The organism is Nostoc sp. UHCC 0252 (assembly GCF_034931145.1).
Classification (GTDB): domain Bacteria; phylum Cyanobacteriota; class Cyanobacteriia; order Cyanobacteriales; family Nostocaceae; genus Nostoc.
On the sequence record NZ_JAYGHE010000015.1, the window covers coordinates 81,486 to 98,148 of the forward strand.

The window sequence follows — 16,663 nt, forward strand, 5'->3', positions numbered from 1 at the left end:
ATTGCTGTACCCCTACAGCATGGTCTATCTGCAAAATAAATTCATAAATTAAATCAAAGTAGACTGCTATCGTGAGATTCAATTTGCTTGCTTTGCTTGCTTTTTAATATTATTTGCAATGGTGCAATTGTTTTTACAGATTATTCTGTTTTCGATTTGCGTATTAAATTATTTACATCAACATTCGTGAACCGTGGTTCAACAAATTTTTCTATAAAATTATTTAATTGAGTAGGTTGGTTTGGAGACGATGTACCTGTATTAATAAACATATAAATTAACACTAACACTATCAAACTAGTGGTAGCACCAAGTCCTATTCCCAAAAGCAAAATAAAGTTTCTATAACTTAGTAAAGAAGTATCATCTGTGTTTTGGTTGATGTCAGGCGGTTCTGAGGATTGTGGCAATGCCAGATCAGCATTAAGTGCTTGTAAAGCTTCTGTAGCAGACTGATAACGCTGATTGTAGCGATCGCTAACCATAGTATCTAAAATATTTGCAAGAGCATCACTTACCTCTACTTGGTCGCGCCAAAGAACTTCTCCAGTATTGGGGTCTTCTTTTAGTTGCTCAGGTATTAAACCTGTCAAAGCTTGAATCCCAATCATCCCTACCGCATAAATATCGCTGCAAAGTTTTGGCTTTCCTTTAGCCTGTTCGCTTGGCATATAGCCAGGAGTTCCCACAGAAATTGTTAAGCCTGCTCCCAAAGCACCAATTTTCTTAATACTCCCAAAGTCAATTAGCACAATTTTCTGATCTGAGTACCGTCGCATTAAATTCTGCGGCTTAATATCTCTATGAATAATGTTATTTTGGTGGACAAATGCCAGCACTTCCAAAATGTCTTTTAATAAATTTAAAACTGCATTCTCACTAAGACGCTGACCTGGTAAAATTTCTTGAGTTAAGGCATGACCATCAATAAATTCCTGGACTAAATAGAAATCTCCATCTTCATTAAAATGGGCAAACAGTCTAGGAATTTGATCGTGGTCGTTGCCTAGTTGATATAAGACTTCCGCTTCCCGGTCAAATAGCTTCTTCGCTATGGGTAAAACAGCAGGATTAGAATCTTTTGGGTGGAAATGCTTGACAACACAATGGGGTCGTCCTGGTAAATCTAGGTCTACGGCTAAGTAAGTATCGCCTGAGCCTCCGCTTCCTAAGTGTTTGATAATCTCAAAGCGATTCCGAAGTGTTTTTCTGGTAATATAGCTTTGATGTCTGTTACGTTTAGCACCTGACAACAAGTAAGTATTAGTAGTTCCTCCGCTTCCCAGCAGTTTTACAGTCTCAAAGCGACTGCGAAGTGTTTTTCTTCCTAGAGGGTTCTGGCTCATGTGGCGTATACTAATTATTAATTTACCGACCATTCAGAGCTTGGCTGAGGTTATAAATACTTGTCGCTAGATTGTTGGTATTTGAGGCAGTCAGCTTCTGTGGCAACCTATGCTTTGGAGCATTTTTATAACTAGCCCCTTTATTTGGTTAATTTAATACCTTTATTAGTATATTAATATAAAATTTATTTCTGTGAAGAGTTAAATAATTTTCTCACTTAAGTAAATGTAACACTAGTTCAGAGTATTTATAACTCCAGGCAGAAGCCAATATTCTGGAGTTAAGAGATTTCTTTCAACTCTGAGCCTCATTACTGATAAAACCTTGAATACTGGAATTTAAAAGCACAAGTCTTCCTACAGCATACGCTAGATTTTTGCTACCGTATTTTAGGAATTCCCTAGCTTTGATATATCAAATTACAGTAAATTAACTGCTTATTCAATAGTTTTTGCAGAACATCCAACTTTTCCGACTTTTCCCACTTTCAATAAAGTAGGATCTATATAACTGACGATAAATCACTTGCATTAAAAATTACGCACTGTAAAAAATTATATTGTGTATTAATCTAAGCAATCTTTTCAGATTTTTATCCATTATTCTTTGATAGCAAATATACGATCTATCGCCGGATCAATTTATGAATTGCCCCGAAGATAGATGTGGTTTTTCTAATCAATGTTGAGTGTTTCCTGCTAATGCGTAGGTCTTACTGAATTTAGCAAAAGCCACAATGCGAGTAATCTACCCTTGTTATATCAAGTTCGGGTGATTACTTGTAATAAAACTTCTCAATGTAGGTTGGGTTGAACGGCAGTGAAACCCGACATGAGCAAGGATCAAGCGTTGGGTTTCGTTCCTCAACCGAACCTGATATGACTCCTGAATTCTGTTCAATAAAAAAAGCCCCCTATTGGGAGCCGATTAAGTTGTTTGCGTGGAAGAAACAACTAATAATTAATACTTACAGGAGATACAGTAATCCGAACAGAATAATCCAAATTACATCAACGAAGTGCCAGTAGATTTCGGCTGCTTCAATGCCAAAGTGCTTTTCGTTACTGTAGTGACCCGGAACGCGCGATCGCCATAACACGGCAACAATTGCCAAAACGCCGATGGTAACGTGTAAACCGTGGAAACCAGTCAAAACGTAAAATGAACTAGCAAATAAATTGGTAGTTAAACCAAATTCTAAATGGGTATATTCATATACTTGACCCACCAAGAAAATAGCACCCATCACAGCAGTAATTGCTAGCCACATTCGCGCACCCCGCGCATCGTTCTTTTTGATAGCAGTGTCGGCATTGTGCATGACAAAACTACTAGAAATTAGATTGATGGTGTTCACTCCGGGTAACAATAGTTCTAATTCTGGAGTCCCTGCTGGCGGCCATGCTGGTAAGGTAGCACGGAAAGCTAAGTAGGCTCCGAACAGCCCCATAAAAATCATCCCTTCAGCAATCAGGAAGACAATTAACCCAAACAGACGATGGTCTGGATGTTCTTCGTGATGACCGACGGAGGCTTCCGCCTCGTGGTGATGATTTAGTTCGGTTTTAGCTGGGTCAATAGTTTGACTTTGCATGAATTTTGATAAGTGAGGAATTGGGAATTGAGAATGGGGAATTGAGAATGGGGAATGGGAAAGAGAATTAACCAGTCCCTAGTTCCCAGTCACCTTTTATTTCCGGTCTTCGGGATTAGCAGCAACGGCTGGATCGGGTTCTGCTCTTAATACTGAGTTGGGCCCGCCAGACAAGACTGGATTGGGATCAGACAAAGGTACATCTTCGTTAGCCCTTTCCAAACCGTAGTCGTAGGGGCCTGTAGCCAGTACTGGAGTTTGATCAAAATTTTCGATCGCAGGTGGTGAGGTTGTCATCCACTCTAAGGTAAGTGCCCTCCAAGGATTATTACCAGCTTTTTCGCCGTATAACCAACTCCAAATGGCATTGATGATGAAGGGGAATGTCGAAATTGCCAGTATATAAGAACCATACGTGCAAATTTCGTTCAATGTTGTGAATTTGGGGTCATATTGAGCAATACGGCGATTCATGCCCATTAAACCCAGTTTGTGCATGGGTAAGAAGGTCATGTTTAAACCTACTATGGTCAAGGCAAAGTGAACCTTACCCCAAAATTCATTTATCATCCGTCCCGTGATTTTCGGGAACCAATGGTAAATACCTGCAAAAATCCCGAGTACGCTACCGCCAAATAGGACGTAGTGCAAGTGAGCCACTACAAAATAAGTATCGTGAACGTGAATATCAAAAGGCACTGCTGCCAACATCACGCCACTAATCCCGCCGATTACAAAAGTGCCAACAAAGCCGATGGCGAACAGCATGGCGCTGTTAAGCTGGATTTTTCCACCCCACATTGTTGCTAACCAGCTGAATATTTTAATTCCCGTGGGTACGGCAATGATCATGGTGGTGATCATGAAGAACATCCGCAACCAACCGGGGATACCACTGGTAAACATATGGTGCGCCCAAACAATTAGCCCCAAAAAGCTGATTGCAAGAGACGAATAAGCGATCGCTTTATAGCCAAAAATCGGCTTGCGGGAATGCACAGGGATAATTTCTGAAATTGCGCCAAAGAAGGGCAAAATCATGATGTAAACGGCTGGGTGGGAGTAAAACCAGAACATGTGCTGGTATACTACTGGGTCGCCACCGCCAGTTGGGTTAAAAAATGTTGTCCCGGCAATTAAGTCAAAAGCCAGCAGGATTAAACCAGCTGCTAGCACCGGGGTTGATACCAAAACTAGCGCCGAAGTAGCGAACATTGCCCAGCAGAACAAGGGCATTTGATGAACGCCCATGCCGGGGATACGCATCTTCAGCAATGTCACCAGGAAATTTATCGCTCCCAAAATAGATGATGTACCCAGGAGCAAGACACTCATAATCCAAATGCCTTGCCCCACTTGCCCTGTTACCAAACTCAGGGGAGGGTAGGAAGTCCAGCCTGCATCCGGTGCATCGCCTAACGCTAAACTGGCGATCAGCAGTATACCCGCAGGGGGGATCATCCAAAAGGCAACAGCATTCAGCCGAGGAAATGCCATATCTTTTGCCCCAATCATCAGGGGAATTAGATAGTTAGCAAATCCTGCGCCGGTTGGCACGATCCACAAGAAAATCATGATCGTGGCGTGCAGTGTAAACAGACTGTTGTAGACTTCGGGGGTAACAAAATCTACCTCTGGAGTTCGCAGTTCTGTGCGAACCAAGTCAGCCATTACACCGCCAATGCAGTAAAAAATAAACGAAGTGACTAAGTATTGAATCCCAATCACCTTATGGTCGGTTTGAAAGCCAAAGAAGTCTTGCCATTTTCTGACCCCTGGTTCTTCACTAAGGGCAGGGATATTGGCAGTTTCTTGCAACTGAGCTTGTGTCATAAAAGTGCTGAGTGCTGAGTGCTGAGTGCTGATTTATTACTTTTTTAGGTGGATTGTTGACTAATGGTGAACTTGATGGAGGATTTCTGGCTTAATTCCCATGTCCTTGGTGTAAGGAGCAAGAAAATCATTTGGGGATAAATTCGCTGGGTTAACAGCAACGGCTTGATTTAGTGTTTCACGGCTAGCAACTAGCTGTTCTTGCATCCATTTGTCAAATGCTTCTTCTGACTCAACAACTACTGGCGCTCTCATTGCACCGTGGTAGGGGCCACAAAGTTCAGCACAGATAAGGGTATAGTCGCCTGCTGTTTTGGGGGTGAAGCGAATCTCGCTTTGTCTACCGGGGATCGCATCTTGTTTCAGGCGGAACTCTGGCACCCAAAAGGCATGGATGACATCGTTGGCTGTCATATTGATTTCCACTTCTCGCCCAATGGGTACGTGCATTTCACCTGTAGTTATACCAGTTTCAGGATAAGTGAAAATCCAGGCATATTGTAGACCTGTGACATTGACCTGTAACCCTGCTGGTTTGCCTGCTTTATCAGGAGTTCCCCCAATTGTCGGAGCAACACTACCGACACCAGAAGCATTCCGCTTTTGGGGAATTTGGTCAGCATTACGAACTGCTGCGGTAGCTGGATCTTGCATTGCCTCATCAGATTTTTCTTGATTGAGGTTGGGTTCGGTGCTAGGAGGAGTATCGCTTAAAGTTGCTGCAATTGCACTTCCAGGCATTGCCATCGACTCCTGATTCATCATCGGTGCTTCATGAATAGCATGGGGATCAAAGCCACCGATTTCGTTGTAAACATCAAAGCTGTAAACAGAAATGCCGATAACGATAATTGCTGGGATCGCCGTCCAGAGAATTTCTAGAGGTATATTGCCCTCAACTGGCGGGCCGTCTTCGTTGTCACCTGCACGCCGACGGTATTTAAATGCGGAGTAGATTAAAATACCTTCAACTAACAGGAATATACCTGTAGAAATGATCATCATCGCGTTGAACAGACCATCCACCAATACGGCTTCATCCGTGGCTGCTGCTGGCAACAGACCGTGATTTTGACCGTACCAAAGGCTGGCTAGCGTTAGCACGATGCCAATGAGTAATGTCCAGATTGAACTTGGAATCTTCACGGCTTACTTAATTGAATTTACTACGTTATCTTAAAGCTGCCCACTTACTAAGGTAGTCTAGGCTGGAAGGCATAGAGTCCAAAGGTCTGAATTTTTTATTAAGTTTTTTAACTATTTTACTAATTTTGGGTACAAGGTGACTATCAGATACCGCCAAAAGTAGATAGAAATCGGTAGAGAAATTTAAGGAAAAATTTAGAATGTTTAAATTAATTATCATTAATCAATTTTTCACATCTTGAAAAATACCTAAAGCTTCAGGCAAAACCTTTCTGGAGTCATTCAAAGTATAAGTGAGTGCTAATCTGTAAACCTTTAGCCTATACGCTAGGGTGAAGATAGGACGCTAAAAGAAAATTGAAAATTTTAAGAGAGCCACCAAGAGCGGGCAGAAGGAATCATTCATGAGCGAATTTGTCCTACAACAACAAAATGAAGCGGCGCTTCAGCAGCAAAAGCCCAAGGAAATGATTCGTCGCTTGGTGTGGAAAATATGCATAGCCACCTTAATTTTGATGGCAATAGGCAGTGCCACCCGCGTGATGAATGCTGGACTTGCTTGCCCAGATTGGCCCTTATGTTATGGCGAACTGGTGCCAGCCAAGCAAATGAATCTCCAGGTGTTTCTGGAGTGGTTTCATAGATTAGATGCAGCTTTAATTGGTGTAAGCGCGATCGCACTTTTCGGCTTGTCCTGGTGGCATCGTCGCGTCTTACCCTCTTGGCTGCCTTGGGCATCCACATTTGCCCTGTTTCTAATCGTTTTCCAAGGCATTTTAGGAGGACTCACTGTCACTGAACTGTTGCGGTTTGATATTGTTACCGCCCACTTAGGAACGGCGCTGTTATTTTTTAGCACCCTCCTGATTATCGGTACGGCGCTAACACCCTATCAGGGAAATGGAACCGTTGGTAAGTTGCCTTGGGTCGGTTTAACTGCTGCTGTTCTGGTTTACCTGCAAAGTCTTCTAGGTGCTTTGGTAGGCTCTCGGTGGGCGCTACACCAATGCCTCGGCGGTTCTCAACTTTGTACTGTAATGTATAGCCATATTGCTGGTTTGGTGCCGCCAACAGTGGCAACCTTGGCAATGGTATTTATCTGTTGGTGGACACCAGCACTACATCCAGCCTTACGGCGACTGGCAAATATGGCTGGTGGGTTGTTAACCTTACAAATCTTGTTGGGATTCGCCACTTTCAAATTACACCTCCAAGTTGAGCCTCTCACCGTCTCTCATCAAGCTATAGGAGCTACTTTGCTGGGTACTTTGGTGGTTTTCACAGTTCTCGCACTGCGTGACTGGGCTACTAGCCGTGACATCACAGTGTTGAGCAATGACTGCTGAGTATGGAGTGAGGGAACAGGGGGAATAACGGAAGGAAGAATTTCTAACTCCTAACTCCTGTACAGACGCGATTAATCGCGTCTCTCCTAACTCAGTACTAAATTATGGCCGCAACGGCGAGTATTGCGACCCACGCAGGTGCAGAAAATCTGTGTTTCATTTGCCTGAAAGAGCCACCTTGAGCAGGGGCTGCATATAAGTTGTTGAAAAATAAGGAACCAGAGCCAAAATGATTGAGACTAATGTCTCTCGCCACCACCAAACATTTCTACAGGTAGTTCAAAGTTATTACCAGCTAACCAAGCCTCGGATTATTCCGTTGCTTTTGATTACCACGGCTGGGAGTATGTGGATTGCTGCTAAGGGAGAAGTAGACCCATTGCTGTTGCTAGTAACTCTCACTGGTGGCACTTTGGCTGCTGCAAGCGCCCAAACGATTAACTGTATCTATGACCGGGATATTGATTATGACATGGAGCGGACGCGCCATCGTCCGATGCCTTCGGGTAAGGTGCAGCCGCGCGATGCTCTAATTTTTGCGATCGCACTGGCGACGATTTCCTTTACACTCTTGGCAGTATTTGCCAATCTGTTAGCCGCACTGCTAGCCTTCTCTGGCATCGTCTTTTATATTTTGGTTTATACCCACTGGCTAAAACGTCACACCCCTCAGAATATCGTTGTTGGTGGTGCGGCGGGGGCAATTCCGGCTTTAGTGGGTTGGGCTGCTGTCACAGGCACATTAAGCTGGTCAGCATGGCTGATTTTTGCCATCGTCTTTTTATGGACACCACCCCATTTCTGGGCGCTAGCTCTGATGATTAAAGATGACTACGCAAAAGTTGGGATACCGATGTTACCTGTGATTGAAGGTACTACGGCAACTGTAAAGCAGATTTGGTATTACACGCTGGTGACAGTATTTGCAACCGTGTTATTAGTTTATCCCTTGGGCGCAAGTGGAATTCTTTATGCTGCGATCGCTGTAATTCTGGGAGGATTATTTATCCACAAATCTTGGCGTTTGTTGCAAAATCCAGAGGATCGCACTGTCGCTAAAGAGTTGTTTCTCTTTTCCATCTCCTACATGATGCTGTTGTGTCTGGGGATGGTAGTTGATAGCCTTCCTGTAACCCATAATCTAATTAATGCGGTGAGTAATCAGTTGCATTTTATAGCTTAGGGGATGCAAAATTTAGCGATCGCGTTTGGTAAAGGGGCGCGATCGCATTTTTGGAAATTAAAAATTATACATAATAATTTGAGTTTTGCTGATTTGCGATTAAAAGTAAAATTTTAGTCATAGGCAAATCGATCAAAAAGCTAAATGAAGTTGTAAGAATCTAAATGTTGACAAATTACATTCGTACAGCATTGCATAAAGCAACCTACGAATTGCTTGAGGATGGAACTTTTTATAGCGAAATTCCAGAATGTCAAGGAGTTTGGGCTAATGCTGCAACACTAGAGGCTTGCCGGGAAGATTTGCAAGATGCTCTTGAAGGATGGATTATTTTAGGATTGCGTTTGGGTCATACTCTACCAATACTTGATGGCGTTGACCTGAATTTCACCAAAGAGGTCGCCTAATGCCACCCTTTGGATCGATTAATCGGCGGGATTTGATTCGTTATCTGAAAGATGCAGGTTTTGATGGCCCTTATCCAGGTGGTAAGCATCAATACATGGTAAAAGGTGAATTAAAGCTGACAATTCCCAATCCTCATCAGGGAGACATCAGCCCAAGCTTACTAAATAGAATATTACGTCAAGCTAATATAAACAGAGATGAATGGGAGGCGTTATAAATTATATGCCTGATCGCTCATGAGACAATAATCTCTCGTGCGATCGCAATAGAACCTTCGGCTAATACTGCGTTGAAGAGCAAAAATAAAAGCCTCTCTCCTTTTAGGAGCTACCGTGTACACACAAGTTATCGAATTACTACCAGTCCTCGAATTACCCCACCCTAACCCTCCCCTTGTAAAGGGGAGGGAACTAGATTTTCTTATTTCCCCCCTTTCCAAGGGGGGATTAAGGGGGGTAATTAGACTTGTGTATATACCCGTAGCCTTTTAGGAGAGAGGTTTGGAGAGAGGTCAAAATATTAAGTCGTATATCGCATTATTTATGTAAAATTAACAATGGGTAAGGCAATATGTACCGTTGTTTCCTGTTGATAAACACTTGAAATTGAGAACTGCCCGCCACAAAGTTCGGCAATTTTTTTGACAAGCTTTAAGCCCATACCTATACCCTGCTGTTCATAGGATTTGCGTTCAAACTGCATAAAAGCACCAATTTTAGATATCTGTTCTGCTGTCATGCCCCGTCCCAAATCATGAACATAGAGATTTAGCATTCCTGCCACCACCTGACTACTGATTTTGATCGCTGTCCCCGTTTGGGAGAATTTGAGCGCATTATCAACTAATTCATGGAGGATAATCGCTAAATATCGAGCCGATATTAAAACCTCAGCTTCTTCAATTGCAAATATTAGATCATCGCTACGATTAACACCTTGAGCGTGAGATTCCAAAGCTGCTACGATCGCTGCCATAGAAAAATAAGTAGACTGACGTTCGTTTTTTTTCTGCTGGTGTGTTGATAATTCTAGTTCTAAATAGATCAATAATTGTTTGGTTAACTTTTCTAGTCTCCGGGCTGATTGATCTGCCAACTCTAAAAGTTCAAGGATCTCGGCAATATTCATGCCGTCAATATCTTCCATGAGTAGGCTGATAATTCCGACAATGCCATTTAATGGTGTATTGAGTTCATGGGGTAAAGCAGAAGCCAAATTACCGCGCAGTTCATTAAGTGTGCTTTCTAAGACTGTAATACTACTTGCTTGGATATCTGATAAATTTTGGATTTTGTCGTACTGTTGCTTAATCCTCAGCATTGAATGAATGCGTGCCCGCAGTTCAATAGCATTAACGGGTTTACTAATGAAATCCTCCGCACCTGATTTTAGGCAACGAGCGAGGTCTTCTTTAGCGGTGAGAGCCGTCACCATGATGATCGGGACAGGCTGCCATTTTGGTATGGCTTTGATTTGCTGACACACTTCTATGCCATCGGTTCCCGGCATCATTACATCTAGCAAAATTACATCTGGCTGAAATAGGTTGAGAGATGCGATCGCCTCTTCACCACTGGCAGCATAGTGCAGCAGATAATTTTGCTCACTTAAAAGTGTTTCAATGACATCAAAGTTATCGGGTTGATCGTCAACGACTAGAATAGAGGGCTGATTCATTTGTCATCCTTGGTTGCATTTAAAAGTTGTTGAATGGTGGTGGCCAGTTGCTTGAGCTTTATGGGTTTACTTAGATAGTCGTTAGCTCCTGCTTTTAAAGAGCGATCGCGATCGCCCGTCATCGCCAACGCTGTGAGCGCCACAATCGGAATATCAACCAAGTTAGAATCGAGGCGAATCTGTCTCATCGCCTCTAAACCGTCCATTCCCGGCATTTGAATATCCATCAAAATTAAGTCAGGGTGGTGAATTTTAGCGATATCGATGGCTTCTTGGCCATTCTGTGCCAACACAATGCGATAGCCCTTGGCTTTGAGGTAGCTAGAAACTGTACTGATATTGGCTTCGTTATCTTCTGCTAGCAAGATTAGGGGGGTAAGGCTTGCTGATTCGTCGGTGCTTGGAGAGTCCCGTTCTGGAGTCACGTCTGCTTGATCGTCTGCGGTAATTTTTGGTGCAAGGGCACAACTGGGAGTATAAGGAAGATTGATAGTGAAGCAACTGCCCACACCCAGTTCACTGGTTAGCCCCACCCTACCGCCGTGAAGCTCGACAATTCGCTTCACTAATGCCAGTCCCAAGCCTGTACCTGCATATTGACGATTTAAGGCGCTATCAATTTGCACAAAGGGCTGAAATAGGTTCTTGATATTCTCTGGCGAGATGCCAATGCCTGTATCGGTGATAGCAAAATGCAAGAAATGTTGCTCTGTTAAATCGGTAGTTGAGGTGTCTAGGAAAAGTTGGGTAACTTCTAAGGTAATGCGCCCCCTCTCTGGAGTGAATTTGACTGCATTGTTGAGCAGGTTAATTAACACTTGACGAATACGGCGTTCATCCACCAGCAAGTCAGGTAGATTTGGCTGAAGTTTGATTTCAAGCTGAATCCGTTTTTGCAATGCCTGCTGTTTGATAAACACCAAACTGGATTGGCACAGACGAGCCACTGGGGTTAAGGCATAGTCCAGTTCGATTTGTCCAGCTTCAATTTTTGCCACATCAAGGATGTCGGTGATCAACTCCAGCAAATGAGAGCCGCTACGCTCAATGGTTCGCAAAGCTTTGAGTTGTTGCTCGGTGACAACACCAAAGACTTCCTCTTGTAGCCCTTCGGTCATGCCTAAGATAGCGTTAAGGGGGGTGCGGAGTTCGTGGCTCATGTTGGCTAAGAATTCATCTTTGAGGCGAGTGGCACGAGCGAGTTCTTGGTTAGAAACTGCTAGTTGTTGATTGCTATCGGTGAGCTTTGCTTCCGCCTGTTGTCGTTCGGCGAGTTCTTGTTGTAATTGCTCAAACAGACCCGCTTGCTGAATGGCGATCGCCAACTGGTTGGCAATTTGTTGCAAAAGTTGCGCTTCAGAGTCTTTCCAGACTCGTTTTTCTTGACAAGCATGGACAACCAAAACCCCCCAAAGCTTGTTAGTTACCCAAGGGGCAACCCAGCGATGATTTTCGCTGGGTTGCACGTCTTGTAAGATTGGTGCGACAATTTTGGACTGGATTTGACCTTCGCGGGAGAATTCCACTAGGCACTTTGCCCAGATATCATTGGTTACATCAGGAACGATGCGGGGCTTACCCTGCCAATAGCAATCGAGGATTTCTTGAGACCACATTTCATTGTCCCAGTGTCGGTCTTTGAGGGCAGGGAACTCACCAGATACGGCTTCTTGAACAATTTGACTTCTACCGTCAGCAAACAGCCGGAAGACGATCACGCGATCGCTGTGCAGTACATCTTTAACCTGCTGAGTCACAGTTGCCAGGATCTCGTTAATATCTAACGACTCCCGAATTTTTTGGATGATCGCCCCTAAAGTTTGCTGTCGCCGCAGTTGCAGGGCAATCTTCGCTTCGGTTTTCTGCCGTACCAACAGTTCAGACTGGATTTGCTCATAGAGATTCGCTTGTTGAATAGCGATCGCCAACTGGTTAGATAACTGTTGGGTAAAGTCAATCTCAAACTGTTGCCAGTGGCGAGTTATTGCACATTGATGGATGCACAGTAAACCCCACAAATTATCACCACAAAGCAATGGCACTACCAGAGTGGCTCGCACCTGAAACTGAGCTAGGATCTCGATGTGGCAGGGAGTCATCCCACCGTTATAAATATCATCGACGACATGAAATCTGCCTAAAGCATAGAAGGATGAATAATTTTCACCAAAGCAGTGGTCATGTATCCGAATTGCCACTACTGAAGGAAAGCCTTCTACAACCGATTCAGCCACAAATTCACCGTCATTAAAGTTGGATTCAGGATAGAACTTGAAAATGCCCACCCGATCTGCCTGAATTACTTGGCGGATTTCTTGGCAAGCGGTGTCAAAAATGGTCTGGATGTCTAAAGATTGACGAATTCGCTGAGTAATTTCTCGCAGCAGTTGTTCTCGTTCAACCTGTTGGCGAATGGTTTCCTCGGCTTGCTTGCGTTCACGAAGTGCAGCTTGCTGTTGGCTAATATCCACCACTATACAAATAGTTTGATTGTCTGAGCCTGGAAGAATTGCCGCTCCAATCAGTACAGGAATCTTGCTACCATCTTTGCGGTAATATTCCTTTTCCCAAGGATCGATCGCGCTATGTTGCATCAGATGCTCCATCGCTATAAAATCAGAGGGAATATGTTCGGGTGGGGTCATTCCCAGCCAATCAATTGTCCCGGCATCTAAGTCATCCCTGGTGTAGCCCACCATTTGTAAGAAGCGATCGTTGGCATCGAGAATTTTTCCCTGAAAATCGGCAAAAAGCATACCGACTACATTAGAATCAAATATTCGCCGGAAGCGCATTTCACTACTTTGCAGGGCAAGTTCTGCTCGTTTGCGATCGCTAATATCAAAGTGGACTCCAATCATTTTCTGGGGATTACCCTGAGCATCTCGCACTACCATCCCATAGGCTTTGATGAAGTGGATGCTGCCATCGGGATGCACAACCCGAAACTCAGCATCGTATTCTGCCTTTCCTAAAAGGGCTTGCTGGAGCAATATTTCGGCTGAATTACGGTCATCGGGATGTAGCCCGTTTGCCCAAATCTCGTAGTTCACATAAGAATCAGATGTTTTCGTGACACCATACAGCGCGTACATCCGCTCATCCCAGAGGATGGTGTTTTCTTCAACGTCCCACTCCCAACAGCCGAGCGCGGCAGACTTGAGGGATAACGCCAAGCGCTCCGATATTGTCTGGAGTTGTGCCTCTCGTTCTTGGAGTTTAGTTGTGCGTTCTGCGACTTTGGCTTCTAGTTTTTGATTGAGAATAATATAACGCTGTTCGCTCTGCCGCAGTCGATTTTCCGCTTGCTGGCGCTCGATCAGTTGCTCTTGCAATTTTTGGTGGGTGGTGGCTTGCTGAAGGGCAACTGCCAATTGCACTGATAAAGCTTGCAGCAGTTCGACTTCTTCTGGTTCCCAATCACGGGGGTGCTGACTTTCGGTGACATTGAGCAAACCCCATAGTTTATCACCGCAGAAGAGTGGCACTAAAATTTTGGCTCGCGTCTGGAGGCGAATCAGCATATCTCGGTGACAGTCTGAGATTTTGGCCTTGTAGATATCTGACACGATGCGAATCCGCCCCTGGCGGTAAATTTCAGTGTAGCCTTGTTGTAAACAGCTATCACTAACACGCTGACCCACCAGTGACACTGAAGAATCAGTGGACTCGGCAACGGCGATAGTTTCCCAATCTGCTTCAAACTGCCAAATACTGACGCGATCGCAGCCCAACAATTGCCGCACCTCTGTGACGGTACTATCCAAAATAGTTTGTAGACTCAGGGATGAGCGGATTTGTAAGGCGATCGTTAGCACCAATCTCTCCCGTTCGGCTTTCGCTATTAGGAGCATCATTCGGGCTTCAACTTGTTGTTCTAGTTCAAGGTTGCGGGTTTCTAAGAGTTCGATTTTCTCTGTCTCTAACTGCACTGACTTTTTTTCCAACACCTCCGCCAACTTGTATAGCTCCAACGGGTTGAGGGCTTGTAGCAAATTAGTCTTAGTGACAATTCCCAATAGTTCACCCTGTTTCCCCGTCACCGCCAACCTGCGGATTAAGCGTTGTTCCATAATCTGCTGTACCACCCACAGCGAATCATCAGGTTTCACGGCAAAAATCGGCGTACTCATTACCGCCTCTGCTAGACAAGTTTTTAAGTTCAAACCCAATGCTTGAAATTGCACAAGATCGCGCTCGGTGATAATTCCCACAGGCATTTGCAGAGGTTCAGTTTCGCTACCACCTGGCTGTACAATCATGATGGAACTAACCCGGTGTTTTGCCATCAGTTGAGCGATCGCCAGCATGGAACTATTTGGCGTAGCACAAATCACCTGACTCGTCATCACTTCAAACACCAGTCGCAACCGCAAAAGATCCACAGGGCGAGAAGACTGCCGCAGACTTTCATTAGTTACCAGCCCCACTACTCGCTCCCGATCGTCCAGAATTGGTAAATGGCGAATGCGGTACTGTTGAAGCAAATTAACAGCAAAAAATAAATCGGTAAAATCAGACTCGTGCTGGGTGACGACTGGATGGATCATCACTTCCCGAATTGCCAAATTCTCGAAAGAACATTGCTGGGCAGACAGATGCACCACATCCCGTTCCGTGAAGATACCTAGTAACTTATCTTCTTCTACTACTAATACACAACTTGATCGTGCCTCTAGATAAAGTTCATCCAGTTGCCCATCCACGGTTTTAGTTATCTCACAAAGAGTCCGCACGCCACTCATTTGAGCGATCGCGTCCATCACAGTTGTATCCGGTTTAACTATCAGGGGATGACGGACGATCACAGATTGCAGTTCTGATGGGGTGAGACGGTTAAACATTGATCTATTGGCAAAGGGATTTATTCTTGATTGTTCCCATTAGCAACACCCAAGCTATACCAATTCTCTAAAATCCGGCAATAGTTGAAGTAGACACCAAATCAACGAAATCCTTATGCTGTATTCATTTTTAATTTTTAATTCCACCTTGTGGCATCTACAATCTAAAATCGCTTTTGCTAGCGTAGTGATATAGGGTTTATCGCTCCCCAGTAAGCGCCTGGAAGCAAAAGGATTAATATGGCTCATTTAAATCAGCGTCGCTCTCAAAATGTCAACGGCGATTTTTATGTAGATACTACCTGTATTGATTGTGATACCTGTCGCTGGATGGCTCCTGAAGTATTTTATGATGTTGACGATCAATCGGCTGTTTATCATCAACCAACCAATGAAGCAGAAAGATTAGCTGCACTGCAAGCACTTTTAGCTTGTCCTACTAGTTCTATTGGCACAGTTGAAAAGCCAAAAGATATCAAAGATGTTCAACAAAGTTTTCCAATATTAGTAACAGAAAATATTTACCACTGCGGCTATCATTCTGAAAAATCTTACGGTGCTGCTAGCTATTTAATTCAACTTCCAGAAGGTAATATTTTGGTGGATTCTCCCCGGTTTACGCCGCCTTTAGTCAAGCGTTTAGAAGAACTGGGGCCAATTCGTTATATGTACCTAACTCATAAGGATGATGTGGCAGATCATCAAAAATTTGCCGAGCATTTTCAGTGCGATCGCATCCTCCACACTGATGATATTACCGCCGATACTCGCAATGTAGAAATACAGCTAACTGGTTCAGAAGCATTTACTTTGACACCAGATTTATTAATTATCCCAGTTCCCGGTCACACCAAAGGACAAACCGTCCTACTTTATCAAAATAAGTTTCTCTTCACTGGCGATCATCTCGCTTGGTCAAAAAGCTTGCATCAACTGGCTGCATTCCACAATGCCTGCTGGTATTCTTGGTCAGAACAGACTAAATCAATGCATAATTTGGCTAATTACTCTTTTGAGTGGGTGCTACCAGGACATGGACGAAGGTTTCATGCTGATAAAGAAACCATGCGCCAGCAGATGCACAAGTGTATTGAGTTAATGGAATCTTTGAATTGACCAAATAATTTATAATTATTCGGTTATATGGCAAAATCCACGAAAGACCTAACCCCCAACTCGTCGCGGGAAGGGGGAAAATTCAAAGTCTCTCTCCTTTTAGGAGAGAGATTTAGAGAGAGGTTTTCCAGATCCCGTTAAAAGTCAGACACGCCGAAATAACAAATGA

At 43.9% G+C, this 16,663-nt stretch carries 11 protein-coding genes; 5 read left to right on the forward strand and 6 right to left on the reverse strand.

The genetic code is table 11. From position 1 onward, the window contains the following. Nucleotides 1-140 precede the first annotated feature (140 nt). The 4 genes from VB732_RS12150 to VB732_RS12165 all read right to left on the reverse strand — a co-directional run bounded on the left by VB732_RS12150 (nucleotide 141) and on the right by VB732_RS12165 (nucleotide 5,920). Nucleotides 141-1,346 carry a serine/threonine-protein kinase gene (locus VB732_RS12150; protein ID WP_323231091.1) on the reverse strand — a complete coding sequence of 402 codons (1,206 nt, stop codon included), beginning with the start codon at nucleotides 1,344-1,346 and terminating at the stop codon, nucleotides 141-143. A gap of 968 nt (nucleotides 1,347-2,314) precedes the next feature. After that, entirely contained in the window at nucleotides 2,315-2,941 is a 627-nt protein-coding gene (locus VB732_RS12155; protein ID WP_323231092.1) for a heme-copper oxidase subunit III, read from the reverse strand. A gap of 96 nt (nucleotides 2,942-3,037) precedes the next feature. Beyond that, complete coding sequence (ctaD, locus tag VB732_RS12160) at nucleotides 3,038-4,774, reverse strand: cytochrome c oxidase subunit I (RefSeq protein WP_323231093.1); 1,737 nt, start codon at nucleotides 4,772-4,774, stop codon at nucleotides 3,038-3,040. A 60-nt stretch (nucleotides 4,775-4,834) separates the two neighbouring features. Then, complete coding sequence (locus tag VB732_RS12165; RefSeq protein ID WP_323231094.1) at nucleotides 4,835-5,920, reverse strand: cytochrome c oxidase subunit II; 1,086 nt, start codon at nucleotides 5,918-5,920, stop codon at nucleotides 4,835-4,837. 404 nt (nucleotides 5,921-6,324) lie between these two features. Here VB732_RS12165 and VB732_RS12170 point away from each other — a divergent pair, with 404 nt between their 5' ends. From VB732_RS12170 to VB732_RS12185, 4 genes are all read left to right on the forward strand, one after another. Continuing rightward, complete coding sequence (locus VB732_RS12170) at nucleotides 6,325-7,266, forward strand: heme A synthase (RefSeq protein ID WP_323231095.1); 942 nt, start codon at nucleotides 6,325-6,327, stop codon at nucleotides 7,264-7,266. 229 nt (nucleotides 7,267-7,495) lie between these two features. After that, a complete protein-coding gene (locus VB732_RS12175) occupies nucleotides 7,496-8,449 on the forward strand; it encodes a heme o synthase (protein WP_323231096.1) in 954 nt (317 codons plus the stop codon). A 164-nt stretch (nucleotides 8,450-8,613) separates the two neighbouring features. Next, complete coding sequence (locus tag VB732_RS12180) at nucleotides 8,614-8,856, forward strand: type II toxin-antitoxin system HicB family antitoxin (RefSeq protein WP_094348053.1); 243 nt, start codon at nucleotides 8,614-8,616, stop codon at nucleotides 8,854-8,856. After that, nucleotides 8,856-9,074, forward strand: coding sequence for a type II toxin-antitoxin system HicA family toxin (locus VB732_RS12185; RefSeq protein WP_229559063.1), 219 nt, complete (start codon nucleotides 8,856-8,858; stop codon nucleotides 9,072-9,074). Before VB732_RS12180 ends, VB732_RS12185 begins: the two co-directional genes overlap by 1 nt. A 323-nt stretch (nucleotides 9,075-9,397) precedes the next feature. On the opposite strand, the gene VB732_RS12190 is transcribed toward VB732_RS12185, so the two are convergent. Then, nucleotides 9,398-10,534 (reverse strand): hybrid sensor histidine kinase/response regulator, encoded by a 1,137-nt coding sequence (locus tag VB732_RS12190; RefSeq protein ID WP_323231097.1) that lies wholly within the window; start codon nucleotides 10,532-10,534, stop codon nucleotides 9,398-9,400. Then, nucleotides 10,531-15,378: a GAF domain-containing protein gene (locus VB732_RS12195; RefSeq protein ID WP_323231098.1), complete on the reverse strand. Its 4,848-nt coding sequence runs from the start codon at nucleotides 15,376-15,378 to the stop codon at nucleotides 10,531-10,533. Before VB732_RS12195 ends, VB732_RS12190 begins: the two co-directional genes overlap by 4 nt. 240 nt (nucleotides 15,379-15,618) lie before the next feature. Between VB732_RS12195 and VB732_RS12200 the strand changes: the two genes are divergently transcribed. Further along, nucleotides 15,619-16,494: an MBL fold metallo-hydrolase gene (locus tag VB732_RS12200; protein ID WP_323231099.1), complete on the forward strand. Its 876-nt coding sequence runs from the start codon at nucleotides 15,619-15,621 to the stop codon at nucleotides 16,492-16,494. Nucleotides 16,495-16,663 lie beyond the last annotated feature (169 nt).